The organism is Thermus sp. (assembly GCF_040290245.1).
GTDB lineage: Bacteria > Deinococcota > Deinococci > Deinococcales > Thermaceae > Thermus_A.
The window spans coordinates 1-19736 of the sequence record NZ_PSMQ01000008.1 but is presented as its reverse complement, the minus strand read 5'-3'; the positions used below and the strand labels follow the sequence as shown (position 1 = coordinate 19736).

The following is a 19736-nucleotide window of genomic DNA, read 5'->3' as shown; positions in this document are numbered from 1 at the left end:
CCCGGCCCAAGCCCTTATCGCCCGATGGCTTTTCTGATCTCGCTGACCATCTCCTCTACGATCTTCTTGAGGTTGGAGTCCGCCTTCTGGACGGCCAGGTTGATGGCGTTGCCCCAGGGCCCCCAGACCTTGCCCATCTCGGGGATGTTGGGCATGGGGGTACCCAAGGGGAAGACCTTAGAGAAGCCCGCCACCACCGGATCCTTCTCCAGGGTCTTGACCGCGCTCTTGGAGACGGGGATGCGGCCGCCCGCCTGGTTGAAGGAGACCTGGGCCGCGCCCGAGACCAGGGTCTTGGCGAAGTTCACCGCTGCGGTCTTGTTCTTGGAGTAGGCGTTCACCACCACCCCCTGGACGCCCAAAAAGGGCCCCCAGGGGTTCTTGGCCCCCGGCGGGGTGGGGAAGGGCGCGATGCCGAAGTCGATCTTGGCCTTCTTGTAATCCCCAAGGGCCCAGGGGCCGTTGATGATCATGGCCGCCGCTCCGTCTTTGAAGGCCCCGTCCGCCACGCCGTAGTCCACCCCCTCGGGAACGAGGCGGTACTTGTACCGGAGGTCCCGGATAAAGCCCAGGGCCTTCTCCGCGGCCTCGCCCTGGAGGAGGAGCTTATTTGGGTCCAGGTTCCCCTTGGCGTCCTTACCGAAGACGTTGTCCACCCCGTAGGCCTTGAAGAAGCCAAAGTTGAAGTAGGGGTCGCCGATGTTGTAGAGGAAGCCGAAGGTGGAGCCGGTGGTGAGCTTCTGGGACAGGGCGAGGAACTCCTCCCAGGTCTTAGGGGGTTCCTTCACGTACTTCTTGTTGTAGATGAGGGCCACGCTCTCCGCGTAGGCGGGCAGGCCGAAGAGCTTCCCCCCGAAGGTGAAGGCCTCTACCCCCACCTCCTGGAGGTCGGCCAGGTAGCCCTTGGTCACGTACTTGTCCATGGGCTCGAGCACCCCGGCCTGGGCCATCTCCCCCAGCCAGTCGTGGGGGATGGTGACCACGAGGTCCGCGGCCTGGCCCTGGGGGGCCCCCAGGATGAACTTCTGTTTGATGTCCCCAAAGGGGACCTCCACCACCTCCACCTTGGTCCCCCCGGTCCTTTCGAAGGTGGCCGCCTCCTTCTTCAGCCAGTCCAGCTCCGGACCGCCGAAATGGGTCCAGACGGTGATCTTCCCCTGGGCCAACGCCAGCCCACCCAAAAGCCCGAGAGCCAGCAGCCATTTTTTCATAACCGACCTCCCTGGAGCCATGGTAGCGTTTCCTTTTAGCCCCGGTTTATCCTACCACACCCTTGGGGCGGGTTGTCTAGAGGGGGCCGGTTACTCCAGCCGGCTTGTCTCCCGGGGCGGGGGGCCGTTTCTCCAGGCTTCTAAAAGCGCCCGGAGGGCCTTTGCGCGGTGGGAGTGCCGGGCCTTCTCCTCCGGGCTCATCTCCGCGAAGGTCTTCCCCGCCTCGGGGAGGTAGAAGAGGGGATCGTACCCGAACCCCCCCTCCCCCCGGGGGGCCTCGAGGATATACCCCTCCACCTCCCCCCGGTACATCTCCGCATGCCCATCGGGAAAGGCCAGGACCAAAACGGCCACGAAGCGGGCCTGCCGCTTTTCCCAAGGAAGCCCCCGCATCCTTTCCAGGAGGAAGACGTTCCGTTCCTTATCGGTCCTTTTCCCCCCGTAGCGGGCGCTGTAGACCCCGGGCTCCCCCCCCAGGGCGGGCACCACCAGGCCGGAGTCGTCCGCCAAGGCGGGAAGCCCCGTGTGCCGGGCGGTGTAGGCGGCCTTGAGAAGGGCGTTGTCCTCAAAGGTCGCCCCCGTCTCCTCGGGAAGGGTGAGGCCGGGGAAGTCCCAAAGGGGGCGCAGGGTGAACCGCAAGGCCTCGAGGCCCGCGGCCAGCTCCCGGAACTTTCCCGGGTTGGAGGTGGCGATCACGAGTTCCATGCCCCTAGGATAGCCGGTCTTTGAGGTCTTCCACCACTTCCTCCGGCGTGTCCATCGGGGTGAGGAGGGCCAGGTCCTTCGCGTCGATGGCCCCTTGTTTCTGGAGGAAGCCCATCCAGTCCAGAAGGCCCCGCCAGTAGCCCTTGGGTAGGGCGTATACGGGAAAGGGGTGGACCTTCTCCGTCTGGATCAGAACCAGGACCTCGGAAAGCTCGTCCAAAGTGCCAAACCCCCCGGGCAGAAGGACGAACCCTACCGCATACCGGACGAAAAGGACCTTGCGCACGAAGAAGTAGCGGAGGGTGAGGCTGTGGGTCTGGTAGCGGTTGGGCTTCTGCTCGTGGGGGAGCTCGATGTTCAGCCCCACCGAGACCCCGCCCGCCTCAAACGCCCCCCGGTTCACCGCCTCCATCACCCCGGGCCCGCCCCCGGTGACCACGCCGAAGCCGGCCTGGGCCAGGGCCCGGCCCAGCCGGTACCCCGCCTCGTAGGCGGGGTGGCCCTCGCCGAAGCGGGCCGAGCCGAAGACGGAGACCAAAGGGGTTTCGAGGCTTCCCAAGACCTCAAACCCCTCCACGAACTCGGCCATGATGCGGAAAAGCCGCCAGGCGTCCTCGTGGTGCAGCTGGTCAATCAGGGGTTTCATGGGGCCACTATAGTTCGGAAAGGGCCACGGTTTTGAGCTCTGCGACCTCTTCTCCAAGCCGCTGGGCCAGGACCCGGTAGCTTTCCGCATCCCCCGTGACGTAGTGGAGGGTCTGCCCGCCCCCTTGGGGGTTTAGAAGACCCAGGGTGTGCAAGGCCTCGGCCACCTTCCTGGCCGTGGCCTGGGCGGAGTCGATAAGCTGAACGCCGGGAAGGACCTGACGGAGGGTCTCCTTGAGGAAGGGGTAATGGGTGCAGCCCAGGATGAGGGCCTCGAGGTCCTCTGGAGCGTCTTCCAGGTAGTGCTTGGCCACCAGAAGGGCGACCGGGTCGTTCCAAAGCCCCTCCTCCACCAAGGGGACGAAGAGGGGGCAGGCCTTGGACCAGGCCAGGGGCAAAAAGCGCTCGTAGGCCCGGCTTTCCACCGTGGCCGTGGTCCCGATGAGCCCCACCTTGGCATGGGGCCTGGCCTCCTCGGCCGCGGGCTCCAATACGCCGAAGACGGGGATGGAAAGGGCCTCGGAAAGCTCGGGCAAGGCGGCGGAGGAGGCGGTGTTGCAGGCCACCACGATGGCCTTCACCCCTTTGCGGAGGAGGAAGCCCGCGATCTCCCAGGCGAAGCGGCGGACCATGCCCAAGGGCTTCTGCCCGTAGGGGACCCGGGCGGTGTCCCCAAAGTAGAGGAAGTCCTCCTTGGGCAGGGCTTCCCTAAGGGCCTTGAGCACGGTAAGCCCCCCCACGCCGGAGTCAAACACGCCGATGGGAAGCTCGGGGTCAGGGCGCACCCCGCCATCCTATGGGGACAGGGGCCCCTTGCGCAAGGGACGGGCCTGGTCTAGAATCTCTGGGGCGGGCCGGTGTAGCTCAGCGGTAGAGCAACCGCCTCGTAAGCGGTAGGCCGCCGGTTCGAATCCGGCCACCGGCTCCAGCAACGAAGCCCACCCCCTAGGGGGTGGGCTTTGGCCTAGGGATTCCGGTATCCTGGCCCCCATGAAGCGGTGGCTTTGGCTTTGCGCCTTGGGGGGGCTGGCCCTAGCCGGCCCGTGCGCCGAGCGCCCCTACACCCTGGAGACGGAGGACGGGCTTTTGGGCGGGGAGAACCTGAGCTACGACGGGGAGGTCCTGGTCTTTGAAGGCAAGGCCTGCCTCGAGCGGGAGGGGGTCTTCCTCCAGGCCCCCTCCCTCCGCTACCAGAAGGGGAAGGGGTTTTGGGCGGAAGGCCTGGAAGGCGAGGCGGAGGGCTGGCGGCTTTCGGCCCAAAGGCTCGAGGGCAGGGCCCTTTACGCGGTGCGGCTGGAAAAGGAAAGGCTCAGGGCCCAGGTGGAAAGCCTCCTTTTGGAGAACCCCCCCTTGGGCCAGGGGGTTTTTTTGCAAACCCCCTCCTACCGGGTGAGGGCGAAGGAGGCCCGGTTTCAGCGGAGGGAGGTCCGGCTCAAGGGGTTTCTCGCCACCTCCTGCCCCTGCGGGGAGGACCTCCGCCTGGCCATGGAGGAGGCCCGGTTCGACCCCGCCACGGGGGGGCTTCTAGGGGAGGCCCGGCTCGGGCTTTGGGGTCTGGAGGTTCCCTTGGGGGAGGCCCGGGCCAACGTGAACCGCCGGCCCGCATTGGAAAGCCCCCTGGTCCTGGGGAGTGGCCCGGACGGGGGCTGGACCCTGGGGCTTAGGGGTTTTCCCCTGCCCAGGCCGGGGGAGGAGGTGGGGGGCTGGGAGAGGCGCCTCACCCTTTTGGGCCAGGGCCTGGGGACAAAAGGGGCCGCCCTGGTCCTGGGTCTTCGGGAAGGCGGCAAGGGGGCCGAGGTCCAGTTCGGATCCGGCGCCGGGGTCAGGGCCTTTTTGGACGATGTCTATTTAGCCGCCGTGCCCACCCCTCCGGACCCGGCCACCCCCAGCCTCGAGGCCCTCTACCGCCCCACCTTCCGCTTGGAAGGCCTCACCGTAAGCCCCTTTGCCCGCTACGCCGCCACCTCCCGGGCCCAGGGGCTCACCCTGGGGGCGGAGGGAGAGTACCGCTTCGCCTACCAGGAGGGCCCCTTCACCCTGGAGCTCGCCCCGTACGCCCTCTTGACCTTCTATCCGGGCAGCCCCTACGCCCCCTACGCCGCCTTGGGCCTTGGGCTTAGGGGGGGGTATCAGGAGGGGGATCTGGGCCTGAGGGCCGAGTACGCCGGGCGCCTGGAGCCCCTGGGCTTTACCCCTCCCTTTGCCTACGAGAAGCGGGGCGAGTTCCAGCGCCTGAGCGTCTCGGCGGACTACCTGGGTCTAAGCCTCGGATACACCCTGGAAAACCCCTTAGGAAATCGCATCGACCGCCTGGAGGGGGGGTACCGGGACCCCGCCTTGGGCACCTTCCGCCTGGCCTACCTGCGGGGAAGCCACGAGGAGATCCGCTTCGGCTACGCCATGCCCCTGCCCGATCGCGCCTGTTGCCAGGCCTTCTGGCTGGCCCCGGAGCTCGGGCTTAGCGGAGGGGGGCTTAGCCGGTACGGCCTCACCTTCCGCTACTACGACGGCTGTTTTGCCTATGAGCTCAGGGCGCAGACCGTCCTAAAGGGGCAGTACGGCGAGGCCCAGGGGCCTAGTTTTTCCTTTGGCCTCTTCCTGCGGTAGCTCACCGGGCGGGCAGAACGGCAAGCCCTCTCAGGAAGAGGTTTCGGTCCTCTGGGGGCTGGTAGAGGTCGTTGGTGAACACAAGGGCCACCGGGCCTTTCCCGGAGGTGCGCACCCGGACCTCTTGGATCCCCGAGACCTCCCCTTCGAAAAGCACCCGGTTCCCCTCCACCACCAGGGCATAGGGCCCGTGGCCCTGGGCCAGGGTGCCCTCGAGGCGGAGAACCAGGGTGGCCTTTCGGCAAAGGGGAATCTCCACCGCACCGCTAGTCCATAGCTCCGCCCGCTCAGGAAGGGGCCCCGGGGTGCACCCCTGGGGAAGGGGCCTTAGGGAAAGGGCCTGGGCCAAAGCCCAGAGGGCCAGGCCCACCCCACCCAGAAACCCCAGACCCCAGAGCACCCCCCTCACCGCACCACCTCCTCCTCGAGGACGTACCGGGGCTTGAGGGCGAGGCGGTGCGGGCTGAAGACGAGAACCCTCAGGCGGTAGCGCCCTGGGGGGAGGTCCTTGGGCGGGCTAAACTGGATGAGCTCTTCCCCGGACCACTCCCACCCCAGCCGCTGGCAGCCTTTCCCGCCGCAAAGCCAGACCTGGACCCGGTACCCCCTGCCCTCCCAAAGGCGTACCACCCCCCCCTCTTTCCCCAGACCCGCATAGGCCAAGGTGGGCGGTGGGGGCTCGCTCCGGCTAGCCAGGTAGAGGAAGGGCAAAGCCCAGAGCAACGCCACTCCTCCTCCGAGGCCCAAGGCCTGGGGAAAGGGGTTCCTCTCGGTGTTCGCTCCGCGAAGCAACTCGGTGTTCGCTCCGCGAAGCAACTCGGTGTTCGCTCCGCGAAGCAACCGGGCCAGGGCCATCCCCCCCGCCAGGAAGAAGACCTCCCCCCTAAAGGGGCTGGGTACGCTGAAGGGGTTGTCTATCATGCCCATGGCGGTGTAGGCCAAAAGAAGGCTAAAGAGGAGCCCCTCCCCCCAGGCCGCCGCCAAAAACCCTCCCACCAGGAGAAGAAGGCCGATGGCGCCAGGCAGACCGCTTTCCCCCAGGGCCTGCAGAAGGTGGTTGTGGGCGAACTGCCATAACCCCCCCCAGGGGAGGAGCCAGGGGGGGCAGGTCAGGCCCTTGGCCTCGAGGAGCGGGAAGAGGAAGCACGCCCCGAAGAGGCTGCCCCGGAGGTAATCCCCCAGGAGGTAGGGCCCTACCCCGGTCCAGGGATGGGCCCGATAGACCTCGTAGGCCCGAAGCCAAAGGACCTCCCGACCCGAAAGCTGCCCCTGGAAGAAGCGCTCGGAGACGGGGGTGTCCAGACCGGCGGCCAGAAGGAGGAGCAGGCCTGAAAGCCCCAGGGCCAAAAACCCCCGGCCCCGGAAAAGCACTCCCCCGGCCCCGCCCACCAGAAGGGCCAGCATCCCCCCCCGGCTTCCCGAGAGGAGGAGAACCGCCCCCCCAAGAAGGCCGAGGAGGAGGCGGAAGGGCCAGGGGTAGCGGAGGTAGAGGGCGAGGAGGACCCCCAAGGCCCCCATGAGCCCGAGGCCCACGGGGCTGTGGAAGGGGTGCATGAGGCGCACCTTGGCCACCTGGTCCCCGTAGGCCCAGTAAGAGGCGGCAAAAGCGGTGAGGTAGAGGAGGAATAGCCCCACTCCCAAGGGCGCGAGGGGCCGTTTCATCCCAGAAAGGGCCACCCCCGCCCCCACCAGGCCCAGGACGTGAAGAAGCCGACCCACGGCCAGGGGGAAGGCCAAGGGCTCCGGGGCGAAAAGGGCGGGTAGGAGGAGGGAGGCGGCGTACACCCCAAGCAGGGCCCTGGCCCCCAGGGGGAGGCGGGCCAGCCAAGGCAGAAACAGGGGGGAGAGAAGGGCCAAGGGGGGGAGGAGGGGGGCGAGGGCTAGGCCGAGGGCGAGCAGGCGCACGGGTTAAACTTTATCGGAAGTCTGGTGTAGAGTGCGAGGCATGAGAGGGTTGTTCCCTTGGTTTCTGGCTTTGGCCCTGGCGGCCCGCTTTGCCACCTTCAGCGTGGAGCCCTTCGGAGCACAGCGGGTGAATCTGGAGACGGGGGTCACCACCTTGCCCCAAGGGGGGGTTCTGATCGACAACGAGAATGGGCTCCGCCTCAGGGGACGGTTCATCGAGTACAAGGAGGGTAGCTTCGTCCGCGCCCGGGGGGTGGAGCTCCTCTCCAAGGCGGAGACCTTCTTGGCGGATTCGTTGGAGCACGATATCCCCAAGCAGGAGGCCCGCTTTCAAGGCCTGGTCTTCAGCAACGCCGACTTCAAGAACCTACGGGCCCAGAGGGCTCTGGCCCTCTTCAACGAGGAGGTGGTGGTCCTGAAGGGGGGCGTGCGGGCGGAGAAGCCCAGCCTCGAGGCCGAAACCCTCCTCATCGATCTCCAGCGCCGGGAGGCCTTGGCCCTGGGCCGCTTCGTCTACAAGGAGGAAAAGGTCACCTTGCGGGGCCAGAGGGAGGAGGCCCGGCTTTACCTCCGCTTCCAGGAGGGACGGGTCCAGGCCAGCACCAGGATTCCGGAGGCCGCCTTACGCCTTCTTCGCTACATCGGCCGCCTATGACCCTCTACCGCCACATCCTGAAAGAAAGCCTCCCCGTCTTCCTTCTGGCCCTGCTCTTTCTTGCGGCCGTCTACCTCTTCGGCTTCTTCTACGCGGGGGCCAGGTGGCTGGAGGGGGTGCCCCTTCTTAAGGTCCTCCGCTGGCTTTCCTACCATATTCCCGGCGTCTTGGTCCAGGTTTTTCCCATCGCCACGGTGGTCACCACGGTTCTGGTCTTCGGCCGGCTTTCCGCCGAAGGGGCCCAGTTCGCCCTCCTCTCCGGGGGGGTGCCCCTGTGGCGGGCCGCCCTTCCCCTCCTGGGCCTGGGGGGGGTTCTGAGCGGGGCGGCCCTTTACCTCCAGGAGGCGCTGGTCCCTTACTACAACGAGCGGGTCCGGGTCGCCTGGTGGGACGAGATCCACACCCAGGGGGCGGGCCTGCACCGCCTGGTGGGGATGCAGATCCCCATCGGCCGGGGGAAGAGCCTCTACTTTGAGGGGTTCGACTGGGAGGCGAAGGAGATGCTCCGGGTGCGGATCACCGCCTTTCAAAACGAGGAGGGCACCTTCCTCTTCGCCGACCGGGCGAGGTGGGACGGGAGGCTCATCACCTTGAAGGACTACCGGTACTACCGGGTGGACTTCCGGGGGGTGCCAAAGTTGGAAAGCGCCAAGGATCTTCTGGCCCAGGTGCGAAAGGTCTTCCGGGTGGTGAGCCAGGGAAGCCTTTTGGAGGTGGAGTCCGATCTTTCCCGGTCCCGGGCCATCGCCGACTACGCCGACACCTTCAGCTTTGGCCAGGACAGCCTTACCGCTGCCTGGCGCAAGGTCCGGGACCCCTTTTTGGCCCCCCTGGAGAAGTGGCGGGCCCGCCTCGAGCTCCACTCCAAACTCGCCCTTCCTTTGGCCAACCTGGTCCTGGTCCTTTTGGCCGCGGCCATGGCCCTTCGCTATGGGAAAAGCACGGGTCTGGCCTTGGGGATGAGCGTCGTCTTGGCCCTGGCCTACTACGGGGCCTTCTTCCTTGGCCGCTCCTTGGCGGGGATCGGGGCCCTTCCCCCGGAGCTTGGGGCCTGGGGGGCAGACCTCCTGTTTCTCCTCCTGGGGCTCCGGGCCTTGCGGTGGGATTAAGCTGAAAAGGGCCTCGAGGGGGCCTTGCAAAGAGGGGGCAGAAAACTGTTCGTTCCGCCCTGCGGGCCTGCCCTTTGGCGTAAAATTATTCGGAGGGGGTTATGAAGCGGGTGGCCGTGGTGGGCACTGGGTACGTGGGCCTGGCCAGCGCGGTGAGCCTGGCCTATCTGGGGCACGAGGTGGTGGCTTTGGACGTGGACGAAGAGAAGGTCCGAGGCCTCAGGAGGGGGCAGCCTCCCTTTTATGAGCCCCATCTAAGGGAGCTCATGGCGCTTTCCCGGGAGCGGCTTTTCTTCACCACCCGATACGAGGAGGCCATCCCCGGGGCCGAGGTGGTCTTTATCGCGGTGGGGACACCCCCAGCTCCCGATGGAGGCCCGGACCTTTCCCAGGTGCGCCAGGCTGCGGAAGGCATAGGTCGGCACCTGGGGGAAGGGTTTACCGTGGTGGCCAACAAGTCCACGGTGCCCGTGGGAAGCGGGAACTTCGTGGGGGCTTTGGTGCGCCGGGCCTTTGAGGAGACTCACGGAAAGGAGGCGGATGGCCGGTTTGCCGTGGCCTCCAACCCCGAGTTTCTGCGGGAGGGGCAGGCCCTTCAGGACAGCCTTTATCCAGACCGGATCGTGGTGGGGGCGGAGGACGGCCGGGCCATCCAGGCCCTTCGGGAGCTCTACGAACCCATTCTGGAGCAGAGCTTCCCCCCCCCGCCCTTTTTGCCCCGGCCTGAGCGCATGGGGGCGGTGCCCTTTCTCACAACGGACCTGGCCTCGGCGGAGCTCATCAAGTACGGGGCGAACGCCTTTTTAGCCCTGAAGATCAGCTTTATCAACGAGCTTGCCGCCTTGGCTGAGAGGATGGGGGCGGATATCCGGGAGGTGGCCCGGGGGATTGGTCTGGACGCCCGCATCGGACTCCGTTTCCTACAGGCGGGGCTGGGCTGGGGGGGAAGCTGTTTCCCCAAGGATACCTTGGCCCTTCTGGCCATGGGGCGGGAGTACGGGCTTCGCCTTCCCATTGTAGAGGCAGCCTGGGAAGTAAATGCCCGCCAACGGGAGCGGGTGGTGGAAAAGCTCCTTGGAGAGCTTAAGACCCTAAAGGGCAAGACCATAGCCCTCCTGGGGCTTTCCTTCAAGCCCCACACGGACGATCTGCGGGACTCCCCCGCCTTGGCCCTCGCCCGGCTCCTTTTGGAGCGCGGGGCCTTCGTCCGGGCCCACGACCCCGTGGCCCTGCCCCGGGCGAGGCGGGAGGTGGGCCGAAGCTTAGAGTACGCCGAGACCCCGGAGGCGGTCCTTGCGGGGGCGGACGCCGTGGTCTTGGCCACCGACTGGCCGGAGTACCGCACCTGGCCCTGGAGGGAGCTCAGACCCCTCTTGCGCCGCGCCTTGGTGGTGGATGCCCGGAACCACCTGGACGGGGAGGCGTTGGCCAGGGCGGGGTACCGCTACCTGGGGGTGGGGATCCCGGATCTTTTCCCCGTCCAGGAGGTGGTCTAGTGCGCGTCTTGCTCACGGGTGCAGCCGGGTTTTTGGGAAGCCACTTAGCGGAGCGGCTTCTTTCCGAGGGCCACGAGGTCATCGGGGTGGACAACCTCTCCACGGGGCAAAGGAGGAACCTCGAGCCCCTTTTCCGGCATCCCGGCTTCTTTTTTCTCGAGGCCGATGTCAGCCGGCCTCTGGCGGTGGAGGGCCCTTTGGACTGGGTGTTGCACTTTGCCTCCCCCGCTTCCCCGCCCCGCTATCTGAGGCTTCCCATTGAAACCCTTTTGGTGAACGCGGAGGGTACCCGGTATCTTCTAGACCTGGCTTTGGCCAAGGGGGCGCAGTTTTTCCTGGCCTCTACCAGCGAGGTTTACGGCGACCCCCTGGTCCACCCCCAGCCCGAGACCTACTGGGGGAATGTAAACCCCATCGGGCCCCGGAGCATCTACGATGAGGGGAAGCGGTACGCGGAGGCCCTCACCCTGGCCTACCACCGAACCCAGGGGGTGCCCGTTCGGATCGCCCGCATATTCAACTGCTACGGCCCCCGGATGGACCCCAAGGATGGCCGGGTGGTTTCCAATTTCGTTGTCCAAGCCCTAAAAGGGGAGGCCCTGACGGTGTATGGGGACGGGAGCCAGACGCGGAGCTTCTGCTATGTGGACGACCTGGTGGAGGGTATCCGGCGGCTGATGGAGGTGGACTATCCGTACCCGGTGAACCTGGGCAACCCGGAGGAGTACACGGTATTGGCGCTGGCCCAGCTCGTTAAGGAGCTCACCGGTAGCTCCTCGGAGATCGTCTTCCAGCCCCTGCCGGAGGACGACCCTAAAAAGCGGAGGCCTGACATTTCCCTGGCCCAGCGCCTTATCGGTTGGAAACCTCTGGTGCCGGTGCGGGAGGGGCTTGAAAGGACCATTGCCCATTTCCGGGAGGTGGTGCGGTGAGGATGATCGTTCCTCGTAGCGTGCGCGAGGGGATCCGGATGGGTGGGCGCCGGGTGCCCTTCAAGGAAGCCCCAAGGCGGCCTGGGGACCCTCCGGTGCTGGTCGCCCGGGCCCAGAAAGCGGCTTCCGAGCTGGGCTGGAAAGCGCAGCTTGGCCCTGAGGAGATCATCCGGACGGCCTGGAGATGGCACAGCCGCTAAGACTTTTACAGAGGCTAAAGAGCCCCACCGGGCAGAACCTGCTGTCGCTGTACGGGGTCACGGCGGCCAACTACCTCTTTCCCCTCCTCACCCTGCCCTACCTGGCCCGGGTGCTGGGGCCTTCCGGGTTTGGGGCTTTGGCCATCGTGCAGTCCCTGGGGCAGTACCTGTCCCTGGTGGTGGAGTATGGCTTTGGGCTCTCGGCCACCCGCGAGGTGGCCCGCTCTCGCGAAGACCGCGCCCGCCTGGCCCAGATCCTGGCGGAGGTGCTGGGGGCTAGGCTCCTTCTGGCCTTGGCGGTGGTGGTCCTGGCCTATGCCCTGGGCCTCTTCGTCCCCGCTCTGAGAGCTAACCCGGCCCTCTTCTGGGCGGGGGTGTTCTGGGCGGTGGCCCTGGGCATGAGCCCGGTGTGGTACTTCCAGGGCCAGGAACGCTTGCGCAAGGTGGCCATCCTGGAGGTGGTGGCCAAGGCCTTGGGGGTGGCGGGGATTTTTGCCTTTGTGCGTAGCCCTGATGAAGCCCACCGGGTGCTCCTGCTGCAAGGGCTGGCGGCGCTTCTTTCCAGCGGGGTGGCCTGGGGGTGGGCCTGGCGGGAGGTGGGGTTCATCCTGCCCACCCCTTCTTCGGCCCTACGGGGGTTGCGCTCGGGGTTTAGCCTGTTCTTCTTCCGTGCGGCGGTAAGCCTTTACACCTCGGCCAACGCCTTCATCCTGGGGCTGTTCGTGCCTGCGCAACAGGTGGGGTATTATGCCGGAGCCGAGCGCCTGACCAAGGCTTTGTTGGCCTTATTCGAGCCCATTAACCGCACCTTCCTTCCCCGACTCAGCCACCTGGCCCGTCACAACCTTTCCCAAGCTGCTCGCCTGGCGCAACTGATCGTGGTATCCATGGGCCTTCTGGGGCTCCTCTTTGGCGGAGGGGTGGTTCTTTTAGCCCCCTTGCTGGTGCACCTTCTCTTGGGACCTGGCTTTGGGCCTGCAATACCGCTTATGCGCATCTTGGCCCTGCTCCTTCCGTTGATTGCGGTGAACCTTGCCTTGGGGTTGCAGTGGATGGTGGCTTTGGGTCTGGATAGGGCTTACAACTACATTACGGTAGGAGCGGGTCTTCTAAACATAGGCTTTGCGATCGTTTTGGTGCCGCTCTTTTTTCAGAGTGGCATGGCTTGGGCTGTAGTTTCTGCTGAGGCATTTGTGGCCATGGCTCTTGTGATTTACCTACACCATCTGGGGAAGGCTCCTTGGCAGGGAGGGGGGATAGCTCCTCGATGAGAACTCCGCTGGTTAGCATAGTGGTCAATAACTATAATTACGGGCGCTTCCTGCATGATGCGATAGAAAGTGCTATAAATCAAACTTATTCTAATGTAGAGGTCATTGTGGTGGATGATGGCTCTACGGATGACTCAAGAGAAATTATTTCGCAATACGCCGAGAAGGGTCAGGTAGTACCCGTGTTTAAGGAGAACGGAGGTCAGGCTTCCGCTTTCAACGCTGGGTTTAAGGTTTCCCGAGGCGAGGTAATTATTTTTCTGGATGCAGATGATATACTTTTACCCCACTGTGTGGCCAAAGCACTTGAAGCTTGGACTCCTTCTTGTACAAAAGTCCAGTGGAGGATGGCTCTAGTTGACCAAGAAAAAAAGCTTTTAGGCCGTGTATGGCCTCCTTTATATCAGCCGATGTTGTCTGGCAACTTGCAAGACTTAGTGTTCCGTTGGTGCTATTATCCTACTCCACCCACCAGCGGGAATGCTTTTTCCCGCTGGTTCTTGGAGAGTGTGTTGCCTATGCCAGAGGCTGAATGGCGTATTGACGCGGACTCGTACTTGCTGATTTTAGCTGCGACTCGGGGCGAGATTCAATCTATAGATTCAATACTTTCCCTCTATCGAGTGCATGGGACAAATCTATGGTTTAACGAGAAGGGAGATCAGAAGAAACTGGAAAGAATTTTAAAAACCGATCTAAAGAAAGAAGAGCTTGTTCGTGCGGAAGGCAAACGAATCGGATATAGCGGAAGAATAGGTGCAAGCCCTGCTGTGTTGAAGTTACGTTTATTTTTCTGTTTACAAGCCCCAAATAAAATTGAAAAGCTTGAACTTACCTGTAACAAAATTCATTTAGCTCTTAACGGAGTTTTAGCTTCTATCTTTTATCCGTTTGGGCCTGGGGGTTGGTTTGGGAGGGCTGTGCAAGCACTCTGGTTTGTTTCTGTTTCCATTTTGCCTTCTCGCTGGACAAAAAGATGGATGCAATGGGCTATTGCTCCAATTCACCGACCATCATGGCTTTTGCGCTTGTTGGGCTTAGGTGGGGGGGTCAGTGTTGACGCTCCCACGGCTAAGGCGCGTGGGATTCTTGGGCTCATCACTCGTCTGAAGGGGAAGTATTCACGTCAGAGCGGGGGGAGAAATGTACAAAAATAGGGGCGCGGGTCAATCGTGGCTTCATTCCCTAACATTGAGTAGACTTGTGTTCTTGATTTCCTTCTTGTCTTTAAATGCACAAATCCCTCTGGTCAATGTTCTAGGCTTCGAGATTAAGCCGTTTCACTTTTTGTTCGTCTTAGCGTTTTTCTTGGCTATTTTTTATATCCGCCTAAAATGGGGGAGTTTTTTTTGCTTTGCTCCATTTTTAATCATTGTGCTCCTCTCTTCCGCATCATCACTTCTAGCTGAGAACATTGAATATATGCGACTCTTACCTAACTATGTCTTTGCTTTTTTGGTTTTTTTCACTTCTCTAGGTTTGGCGCGTGCCCTGCCCATGGACGAACAAATCAAGAGCTTGCAGGTGGCAGGCTGGTTAATTCTTTTTGCTATCGTAGCAAAAACCTTCTTAAGTTGGCCGCAAATAAGAGAATACTTAGCCGATCCTTATGCTCATCCAGACCTTTTTTGGTTCTATGGTGGGGGGGTGAACTTGGAGGCTACGTTCTTAACCATGAATACGGCTTTTTACAGAAGAACGAAGTCGTTTTGGTTTTACTGGACTCTATCTTTTATCCTATCTGTAGTTTATGCCAGCAGGGTGGGTATTCTTTTGGGGGCGTTTTTGGCTTTCCTTCAATTGGCTTCCCAACGATCTTGGAGAGCGCTTTTTTTAGGAATTACGCTAGCCATAGCGGTTGGGATAGTGACCTACTTCTCAAACCCTTATTCCTTTACCCGCTTTGCCCAGGTGGGTGGGGAAACCGGTAGCATAGCAAGGTTGGAGATGTGGTCTGGGGCTCGGCAAGCACTCAAGAACTTACCATTGTTAGGCTACGGGCCAGGAAGCGCTATTCGAGCGGTCGAAGACATCTCGGGTCAGGATTTCGCAGAGGATAATGTGCACAACTATTTGCTTCAAGTCTTGCTTGACTTTGGCTTGCCTGGGCTGCTGGCCTGGCTACTCATTTGTGCGTACATCCTCAAGAACGCCGGGCTTTTGAAGGGCAATGAGTATGGGACTTATACATTTCTCTATCTTATAGCTAGTATGGTTCAGTTCAGAGGAGCAGAACCGCTATTCTGGTTTATTCTTGGCCTACTAGTGGTTAACAGAGATCACAGGAGGCCGCATGTCTAGGGTGGCTCTCCTGATTCCAGTGTATAACAACCAGGACGGCCTCGAGCGGAGCCTGGCTTCTTTGACCGGTGAAGTTCCCCTGGACATCGTGGTGGTAGATGATGGGAGCACCCCCCCCATCCGGCTCCCCGAGGTTCCCCCTCCCCACAGGGCCTTCCTCCTCCGCCTGGAGGAGAACAAGGGGATCGAGCACGCCCTGAACCATGGTCTGGGCTGGATTCTGGAAAGGGGATATGAGTACGTGGCCAGGTTAGATGCAGGAGATGTGGTCCTCCCGGGCCGGTTTCTAAAGCAGGTGGAGTTCCTGGAGGAAAATCCAGAGTATGCCCTTGTGGGGGGGCAGGTCCAGTTTGTGGGGCTCGACGGGAAGGAGGTGTTCCGGGAACGCTTTCCCACGGAGGACGCTCAAATACGGCGGATTATGCACGCAAGGAACTGCTTTATCCATCCAGCCGTGATGGTCCGGGCTTCGGCTCTGAAGGAAGTAGGCCTGTATAGCGATCGCTACAAGGCTGTGGAGGACTTTGAGCTCTTCTTCCGAATCATGCGGAGGTTCAAGGTGGCCAACCTGCCCGATTACGTGGTGAAATGCGAGGTTAACCCAGGGGGCATATCCCTCAGCAAAAGGAGGAAGCAGGTTTTGGGCAGGCTCAAGGTGATGCTCCATTACTTTGACCCCAGGATCAAAGAAAGCTGGCTGGGTTTGGTTAAAAGCCTCCTTCTCCTCTTTACTCCCGTCCCCGTAGTCCAAGTCCTTAAACGGGGGCTGGAGGGCCGGCGGGGTTGGCTATAATGCGGGTTCTGGAGATCCTCGAGGCCACCGGGGGTGGGACTGCCCGGCATGTGGTGGACCTTTGCGAAGGTCTTGCCCGGAGGGGGGTTGAGGTCCATCTGGCCTACTCCCCCCTGCGGATGGACTTCATCATGCGGGAGGGGCTCGAGCGGCTGAAGGAGGCCGGGGTAAGGCTCCTGGAGCTGCCCATGCGCCGTGCCCCGCACCCGAGCGACCTTTGGGCCCTCTGGAGGCTCTGGCGGTATCTGAAAGACGAGGGCCCCTTTCACCTGGTGCATGGGCATAGCTCCAAAGGGGGTGGGATTGCTCGCCTTTTGGGGTATACGGGCGTGAAGGTTGTGTATACCCCCAATGCTTTTGTTACAAAATCCCCCACGCTGAGCGCGGTGGAGCGATGGGTGTATGCCTGGGTGGAGCGGGCGCTTGCCCATAAGACGGATGTTTTGATTGCGGTCTCACAGGATGAAGCGAAAGAGGCGGTCCGCTTAGGTTTCCACCCCGAGAGAATCTACCTAATACCGAACAGTGTTCACCTCGGCCCCACTTCCCGTCCCGTGGAGAAAGGGGAGGAATTACGAAAAAAGATGGACATTCCGGTGGATGCACTCGTGATAGGATTTGTGGGTAGACTTGCTCCTCAAAAGAACCCCCTCCTTTTGATTAGGGCTTTCGCTCTGGTCCAAAAGAAATACCCCGATGCCACCTTGGTTATGGTGGGAAAAGGGCCTTTCGAGGAGCTCCTGAGGGAAGAAGTTAAGAGACTGGGCCTCGAGGGAAAGGTGTACTGGCCTGGGGCTATAGACGGCCGTATGGCCATGAGGGTGTTCGACGTCTTTGTCCTGCCCAGCGACTATGAGGGCTTCCCCTACGTCCTCTTGGAGGCCATGGCCGAGGGGCTACCTGTGGTTTCCACCCGGGTGGGGGGGAGTGAGGATGCTATTTTGGACGGGGAAAATGGTTTTATCGTCCCCGTGGGGGACCCGGAAGCCATGGCCGGAGCCCTTGGCAGGTTGCTTTCTGACGAAAACCTGCGTAGGCGGTTTGGAAGGAAGAGCCTGGAGCGGGTTCAGGCGTTTGACGTGGATAAAATGGTAGAGGCAACGCTGGAGGTATATAGAGCGCTTGTTGGAGGTCGGTGGCGTGAGGGTGAGCAAGGTTAAACCAAAAGAGGGTCAGTTCTCTCCCTACCAGAGCCTGGCTTCACCCTTCTACACGGCTTTGGCCCTGGTTCTCACGGACCTGAGCACCCTAACAATTTCCCTTCTGCTTTCGGTCTGGCTACGTCACCTCCTGGAGCCCACGCTGCCTTTGGGGAACTACCTTTCCTTGTGGCCTTTAGTGGCCCTTTTTCCTTCGGTCTACGCCCTGGTCGGTCTATACGGGGTAGGCTTTCCCCCACCTGAAGAGCTTCGGAGGCTCTCCTACGTTACCACGATGGTTTTTGCAGCCTTGGGAACGGCCACCTTCCTGTCCAAGACTGGTATAAATTACTCACGGGGGGTATTTTTCCTAGCCTGGGGGTTTACCCTGGTCCTAGTGCCGCTGGGCCGGGTCTTGGTGCGCGAGCTCTGTGCTCGTAGGCCCTGGTGGGGAGCTCCGGTGGTGGTCCTGGGCGCGGGAAAAACGGGTGAAACAGTGGTGCGCGTCCTCTGTAAAACCCCGGCACTGGGGCTCAAACCCGTGGCCCTGTTGGACGACGACCCAGCTAAGTGGGGCCATAGTGTAGAGGGAGTAGGGGTGATAGGCGGCTTGGAGCTCGGGCGGGAACTCGGCCTTCGTCGCGCCATTATAGCAATGCCGGGGGTGTCGCGAGAGAAGCTGCTGAGCATAGTTGAGCAGTACGGAGGAATTTTCTCTCATTTGATCCTGATCCCCGACCTCTTCGGGTTTTCCAGCCTCTGGGTTTCGGCGAAGGACCTGGGTGGAGTGCTGGGGCTCGAGGTGCGCCAACAGTTACTTTTGCCGGGCCCACGGTTTGTAAAGCGAGCGATGGATGTCATCGTTTCCTTGGTTGGGGGTTTGTTGATCTCGCCTCTGGTGTTGGTGATCGCTGTTCTTATCAAGCTGGACTCGCCTGGTCCGGTTTTGTATGGACATACGCGAATTGGCCAAGATGGGCGGTGGTTTAAGGCTTGGAAGTTCCGCACGATGCTAAGAAATGCGGACCAAGTGCTTAAGGAACATCTAGAGAAACACCCTGAGCTGCGCGAAGAATGGGAACGCTATCAGAAGCTCCGAAACGACCCTAGAGTGACACGTGTGGGGAGGCTATTGCGAAAAACCAGCCTAGATGAGTTGCCGCAGCTTTGGAACGTGCTCAGGGGGGAAATGAGCCTCGTAGGGCCGCGCCCGATCGTGCAGGACGAAATCAGGAAGTACGGAGAGAAGTTTGCACTCTATGCTAGGGTGAAGCCCGGAATAACAGGGCTTTGGCAGGTTTCTGGGCGAAATGAAACCACTTTCGAGGAACGCGTGGCTCTGGATACGTACTATGTTCGTAACTGGTCCATCTGGCTCGACCTCTACATCCTGGCCCGCACGGTCTGGGTCGTAATCTCGCGCAAGGGGGCTTATTGATGCGTAGGGCGGCGGTGATCCTTGCAGGGGGCAAGGGGGAGAGGTTCTGACCGCTTTCCCGGCCCGAAAGGCCCAAGCAGTTCCTGAGGCTTCTTGGGGGAAAGAGCCTGCTCCAGGCCACGTACGAGCGGCTAAAGCCCCTTTTTCGGAGATCTGGGTGGTAACCACGGAGGCCCTGGCCTCTTTGGTTCGGAAGCGCCTTCCTGGCCTGGGCCCGGAGGCGATGATAACGTCGCCTATTCTGTGGGTTAATCCGGAGGTCTCAAGTGACGAAGGAAGAACTTTGCGGATTGACCAAGGAAGAGATCAGCCGCCGCATCCGGGAGGGCGTGAAGGCAGTTATAGAACAGGTGCTTGAGGAGGAGAGGACTGAGCACTTGGCCGCGGGGTATCGTGAACGCACGCCAAGCCGACGGGGTGAGCGAAACGGCCCCTATACCCGGAGCCTGGTCAGGCCGGTGGCTAGGCTTGAACCGCTCAAGGTGCCCCGTGATTGAGAAGGGGCTTTCCTGACCACCCGCAAGATCGCAGCCATCAGAGAGGGACTTTCTCGGATCCGCATCAGCCAGGACGCGGTTTCCTGGATCGCCCAGCGTCTGGAGGAGGAACTCTCCGCCTGGCAAAAGCGGCCCCTGGGGCTTCTTTACCCCTACCCTACTTGGACGCGAGCCATTTCAAGGTGAACCGGGGCGGGCGGATGGAAAACGGAAGGAGGCCTGGAGGCTCACGCGAAGCGTAGCGTTCGTTCTATTCAAGGGGTAAGGCGGGTAGTCTCCGGTCACGCCGCAGGCGTAGGTTCTTGACCACTCTTCCATCCGCCAGGGGGGGTGGCCGAGCTTACCGGGGCGCGGTGGCGGCGGTGGGTGGTGCACTTTGAGCGCAATGGGCTGGTGCATCTCCCACGGACCTGAGGGAGGTCTTGTAAGCGGCGGAGCCCCGCCGAGTCTTTCAGCCGTCACCAAAGGCACATTAAGAGCACGAATGGGCTGGAGTGCTAAGGTGGTGGGGGTGCTCCCGAACGAGAAGGGCCTGGCCAACCTAGCCACGGTGGTGAGGCTCAGAGCGAGTGCTCATCTGCGGGGCAGATAGCGTTCCGGAGTGGGCATTCCGGCGCTACGCGGACATGGACCCGCTGTAGGCTGCGGAAGAGAAACCCACAAAAATCGCGACTTGACTCTGGGGATGAGCGTCGTCTTGGCCCTGGCCTACTACGGGGCCTTCTTCCTTGGCCGCTCCTTGGCGGGGATCGGGGCCCTCCCCCCGGAGCTTGGGGCCTGGGGGGCAGACCTCCTGTTCCTTCTCCTGGGGCTCCGGGCCTTGCGGTAGGGG

Annotated in this window: 19 protein-coding genes, 1 tRNA gene and 1 pseudogene; 15 read left to right on the top strand and 6 right to left on the bottom strand. The window is 62.1% G+C overall.

Features of this window, described 5'->3' with window-relative positions; all coding sequences use genetic code 11:
- Positions 1 to 14: 14 nt before the first annotated feature.
- The 4 genes from C4301_RS02180 to murI form a co-directional block, all read right to left on the bottom strand.
- Positions 15 to 1211 carry a sugar ABC transporter substrate-binding protein gene (locus tag C4301_RS02180; RefSeq protein WP_352413481.1) on the bottom strand — a complete coding sequence of 399 codons (1197 nt, stop codon included), beginning with the start codon at positions 1209 to 1211 and terminating at the stop codon, positions 15 to 17.
- A gap of 90 nt (positions 1212 to 1301) precedes the next feature.
- Positions 1302 to 1916, bottom strand: a complete 615-nt coding sequence (locus C4301_RS02175) for an XTP/dITP diphosphatase (protein WP_352413480.1) — start codon at positions 1914 to 1916, stop codon at positions 1302 to 1304.
- A gap of 4 nt (positions 1917 to 1920) precedes the next feature.
- Positions 1921 to 2562, bottom strand: coding sequence for an LOG family protein (locus C4301_RS02170; RefSeq protein WP_352413479.1), 642 nt, complete (start codon positions 2560 to 2562; stop codon positions 1921 to 1923).
- A 7-nt stretch (positions 2563 to 2569) separates the two neighbouring features.
- The gene (murI, locus tag C4301_RS02165; protein ID WP_352413478.1) at positions 2570 to 3346 is read right to left on the bottom strand and encodes a glutamate racemase; all 777 of its coding nucleotides are present in this window, start codon (positions 3344 to 3346) and stop codon (positions 2570 to 2572) included.
- Positions 3347 to 3414: 68 nt separating this feature from the next.
- Here murI and C4301_RS02160 point away from each other — a divergent pair.
- Positions 3415 to 3489: transfer RNA gene (locus C4301_RS02160), tRNA-Thr, on the top strand.
- Positions 3490 to 3551: 62 nt separating this feature from the next.
- Complete coding sequence (locus C4301_RS02155; RefSeq protein ID WP_352413477.1) at positions 3552 to 5168, top strand: hypothetical protein; 1617 nt, start codon at positions 3552 to 3554, stop codon at positions 5166 to 5168.
- A 1-nt stretch (position 5169) separates the two neighbouring features.
- Here the strand turns inward: C4301_RS02155 and C4301_RS02150 are convergent, their stop codons facing one another.
- Together C4301_RS02150 and C4301_RS02145 are read right to left on the bottom strand one after the other, a co-directional pair.
- Positions 5170 to 5577 (bottom strand): hypothetical protein, encoded by a 408-nt coding sequence (locus tag C4301_RS02150; RefSeq protein WP_352413476.1) that lies wholly within the window; start codon positions 5575 to 5577, stop codon positions 5170 to 5172.
- Positions 5574 to 7073, bottom strand: coding sequence for an O-antigen ligase family protein (locus tag C4301_RS02145; protein WP_352413475.1), 1500 nt, complete (start codon positions 7071 to 7073; stop codon positions 5574 to 5576). Before C4301_RS02145 ends, C4301_RS02150 begins: the two co-directional genes overlap by 4 nt.
- Before the next feature lie 40 nt (positions 7074 to 7113).
- Here C4301_RS02145 and C4301_RS02140 point away from each other — a divergent pair, with 40 nt between their 5' ends.
- The 13 genes and pseudogenes from C4301_RS02140 to C4301_RS02080 all read left to right on the top strand — a co-directional run bounded on the left by C4301_RS02140 (position 7114) and on the right by C4301_RS02080 (position 19733).
- Positions 7114 to 7728: a hypothetical protein gene (locus C4301_RS02140; RefSeq protein WP_352413474.1), complete on the top strand. Its 615-nt coding sequence runs from the start codon at positions 7114 to 7116 to the stop codon at positions 7726 to 7728.
- Positions 7725 to 8837, top strand: a complete 1113-nt coding sequence (locus C4301_RS02135) for an LptF/LptG family permease (protein WP_352413473.1) — start codon at positions 7725 to 7727, stop codon at positions 8835 to 8837. The genes C4301_RS02140 and C4301_RS02135 overlap by 4 nt, the downstream gene beginning before the upstream one ends.
- Before the next feature lie 101 nt (positions 8838 to 8938).
- A complete protein-coding gene (locus tag C4301_RS02130) occupies positions 8939 to 10333 on the top strand; it encodes a UDP-glucose dehydrogenase family protein (protein WP_352413472.1) in 1395 nt (464 codons plus the stop codon).
- Positions 10333 to 11265 carry a UDP-glucuronic acid decarboxylase family protein gene (locus C4301_RS02125; RefSeq protein WP_352413471.1) on the top strand — a complete coding sequence of 311 codons (933 nt, stop codon included), beginning with the start codon at positions 10333 to 10335 and terminating at the stop codon, positions 11263 to 11265. Before C4301_RS02130 ends, C4301_RS02125 begins: the two co-directional genes overlap by 1 nt.
- A 2-nt stretch (positions 11266 to 11267) precedes the next feature.
- Positions 11268 to 11465, top strand: coding sequence for a hypothetical protein (locus C4301_RS02120; RefSeq protein ID WP_352413470.1), 198 nt, complete (start codon positions 11268 to 11270; stop codon positions 11463 to 11465).
- Positions 11450 to 12736 carry an oligosaccharide flippase family protein gene (locus C4301_RS02115; protein ID WP_352413469.1) on the top strand — a complete coding sequence of 429 codons (1287 nt, stop codon included), beginning with the start codon at positions 11450 to 11452 and terminating at the stop codon, positions 12734 to 12736. The genes C4301_RS02120 and C4301_RS02115 overlap by 16 nt, the downstream gene beginning before the upstream one ends.
- Complete coding sequence (locus tag C4301_RS02110; protein WP_352413468.1) at positions 12733 to 13893, top strand: glycosyltransferase family 2 protein; 1161 nt, start codon at positions 12733 to 12735, stop codon at positions 13891 to 13893. The genes C4301_RS02115 and C4301_RS02110 overlap by 4 nt, the downstream gene beginning before the upstream one ends.
- 46 nt (positions 13894 to 13939) lie before the next feature.
- Positions 13940 to 15037 carry an O-antigen ligase family protein gene (locus C4301_RS02105; protein WP_352413467.1) on the top strand — a complete coding sequence of 366 codons (1098 nt, stop codon included), beginning with the start codon at positions 13940 to 13942 and terminating at the stop codon, positions 15035 to 15037.
- Entirely contained in the window at positions 15030 to 15830 is an 801-nt protein-coding gene (locus tag C4301_RS02100) for a glycosyltransferase (RefSeq protein WP_352413466.1), read from the top strand. The genes C4301_RS02105 and C4301_RS02100 overlap by 8 nt, the downstream gene beginning before the upstream one ends.
- On the top strand, positions 15830 to 16990 hold the full coding sequence (locus C4301_RS02095; RefSeq protein WP_352413465.1) for a glycosyltransferase family 4 protein: 1161 nt from the start codon (positions 15830 to 15832) through the stop codon (positions 16988 to 16990). The genes C4301_RS02100 and C4301_RS02095 overlap by 1 nt, the downstream gene beginning before the upstream one ends.
- Positions 16971 to 18407, top strand: a complete 1437-nt coding sequence (wbaP, locus tag C4301_RS02090) for an undecaprenyl-phosphate galactose phosphotransferase WbaP (protein WP_503012377.1) — start codon at positions 16971 to 16973, stop codon at positions 18405 to 18407. The genes C4301_RS02095 and wbaP overlap by 20 nt, the downstream gene beginning before the upstream one ends.
- 266 nt (positions 18408 to 18673) lie before the next feature.
- A pseudogene (locus C4301_RS02085) lies at positions 18674 to 19090 on the top strand (transposase).
- Positions 19091 to 19505: 415 nt separating this feature from the next.
- Positions 19506 to 19733 carry an LptF/LptG family permease gene (locus C4301_RS02080; RefSeq protein WP_352413464.1) on the top strand — a complete coding sequence of 76 codons (228 nt, stop codon included), beginning with the start codon at positions 19506 to 19508 and terminating at the stop codon, positions 19731 to 19733.
- The last annotated feature ends 3 nt before the right edge of the window (positions 19734 to 19736 follow it).

Excerpts from the sequence above, each read along its gene's own strand:
- C4301_RS02180 (WP_352413481.1), bottom strand. The coding sequence starts at position 1,211 with ATGAAAAAATGGCTGCTGGCTCTCGGGCTTTTGGGTGGGCTGGCGTTG.
- C4301_RS02175 (WP_352413480.1), bottom strand. The coding sequence starts at position 1,916 with ATGGAACTCGTGATCGCCACCTCCAACCCGGGAAAGTTCCGGGAGCTG.
- C4301_RS02170 (WP_352413479.1), bottom strand. The coding sequence starts at position 2,562 with ATGAAACCCCTGATTGACCAGCTGCACCACGAGGACGCCTGGCGGCTT.
- C4301_RS02155 (WP_352413477.1), top strand. The coding sequence starts at position 3,552 with ATGAAGCGGTGGCTTTGGCTTTGCGCCTTGGGGGGGCTGGCCCTAGCC.
- C4301_RS02140 (WP_352413474.1), top strand. The coding sequence starts at position 7,114 with ATGAGAGGGTTGTTCCCTTGGTTTCTGGCTTTGGCCCTGGCGGCCCGC.
- C4301_RS02135 (WP_352413473.1), top strand. The coding sequence starts at position 7,725 with ATGACCCTCTACCGCCACATCCTGAAAGAAAGCCTCCCCGTCTTCCTT.
- C4301_RS02130 (WP_352413472.1), top strand. The coding sequence starts at position 8,939 with ATGAAGCGGGTGGCCGTGGTGGGCACTGGGTACGTGGGCCTGGCCAGC.
- C4301_RS02120 (WP_352413470.1), top strand. The coding sequence starts at position 11,268 with ATGATCGTTCCTCGTAGCGTGCGCGAGGGGATCCGGATGGGTGGGCGC.
- C4301_RS02115 (WP_352413469.1), top strand. The coding sequence starts at position 11,450 with ATGGCACAGCCGCTAAGACTTTTACAGAGGCTAAAGAGCCCCACCGGG.
- C4301_RS02110 (WP_352413468.1), top strand. The coding sequence starts at position 12,733 with ATGAGAACTCCGCTGGTTAGCATAGTGGTCAATAACTATAATTACGGG.
- C4301_RS02100 (WP_352413466.1), top strand. The coding sequence starts at position 15,030 with ATGTCTAGGGTGGCTCTCCTGATTCCAGTGTATAACAACCAGGACGGC.
- C4301_RS02095 (WP_352413465.1), top strand. The coding sequence starts at position 15,830 with ATGCGGGTTCTGGAGATCCTCGAGGCCACCGGGGGTGGGACTGCCCGG.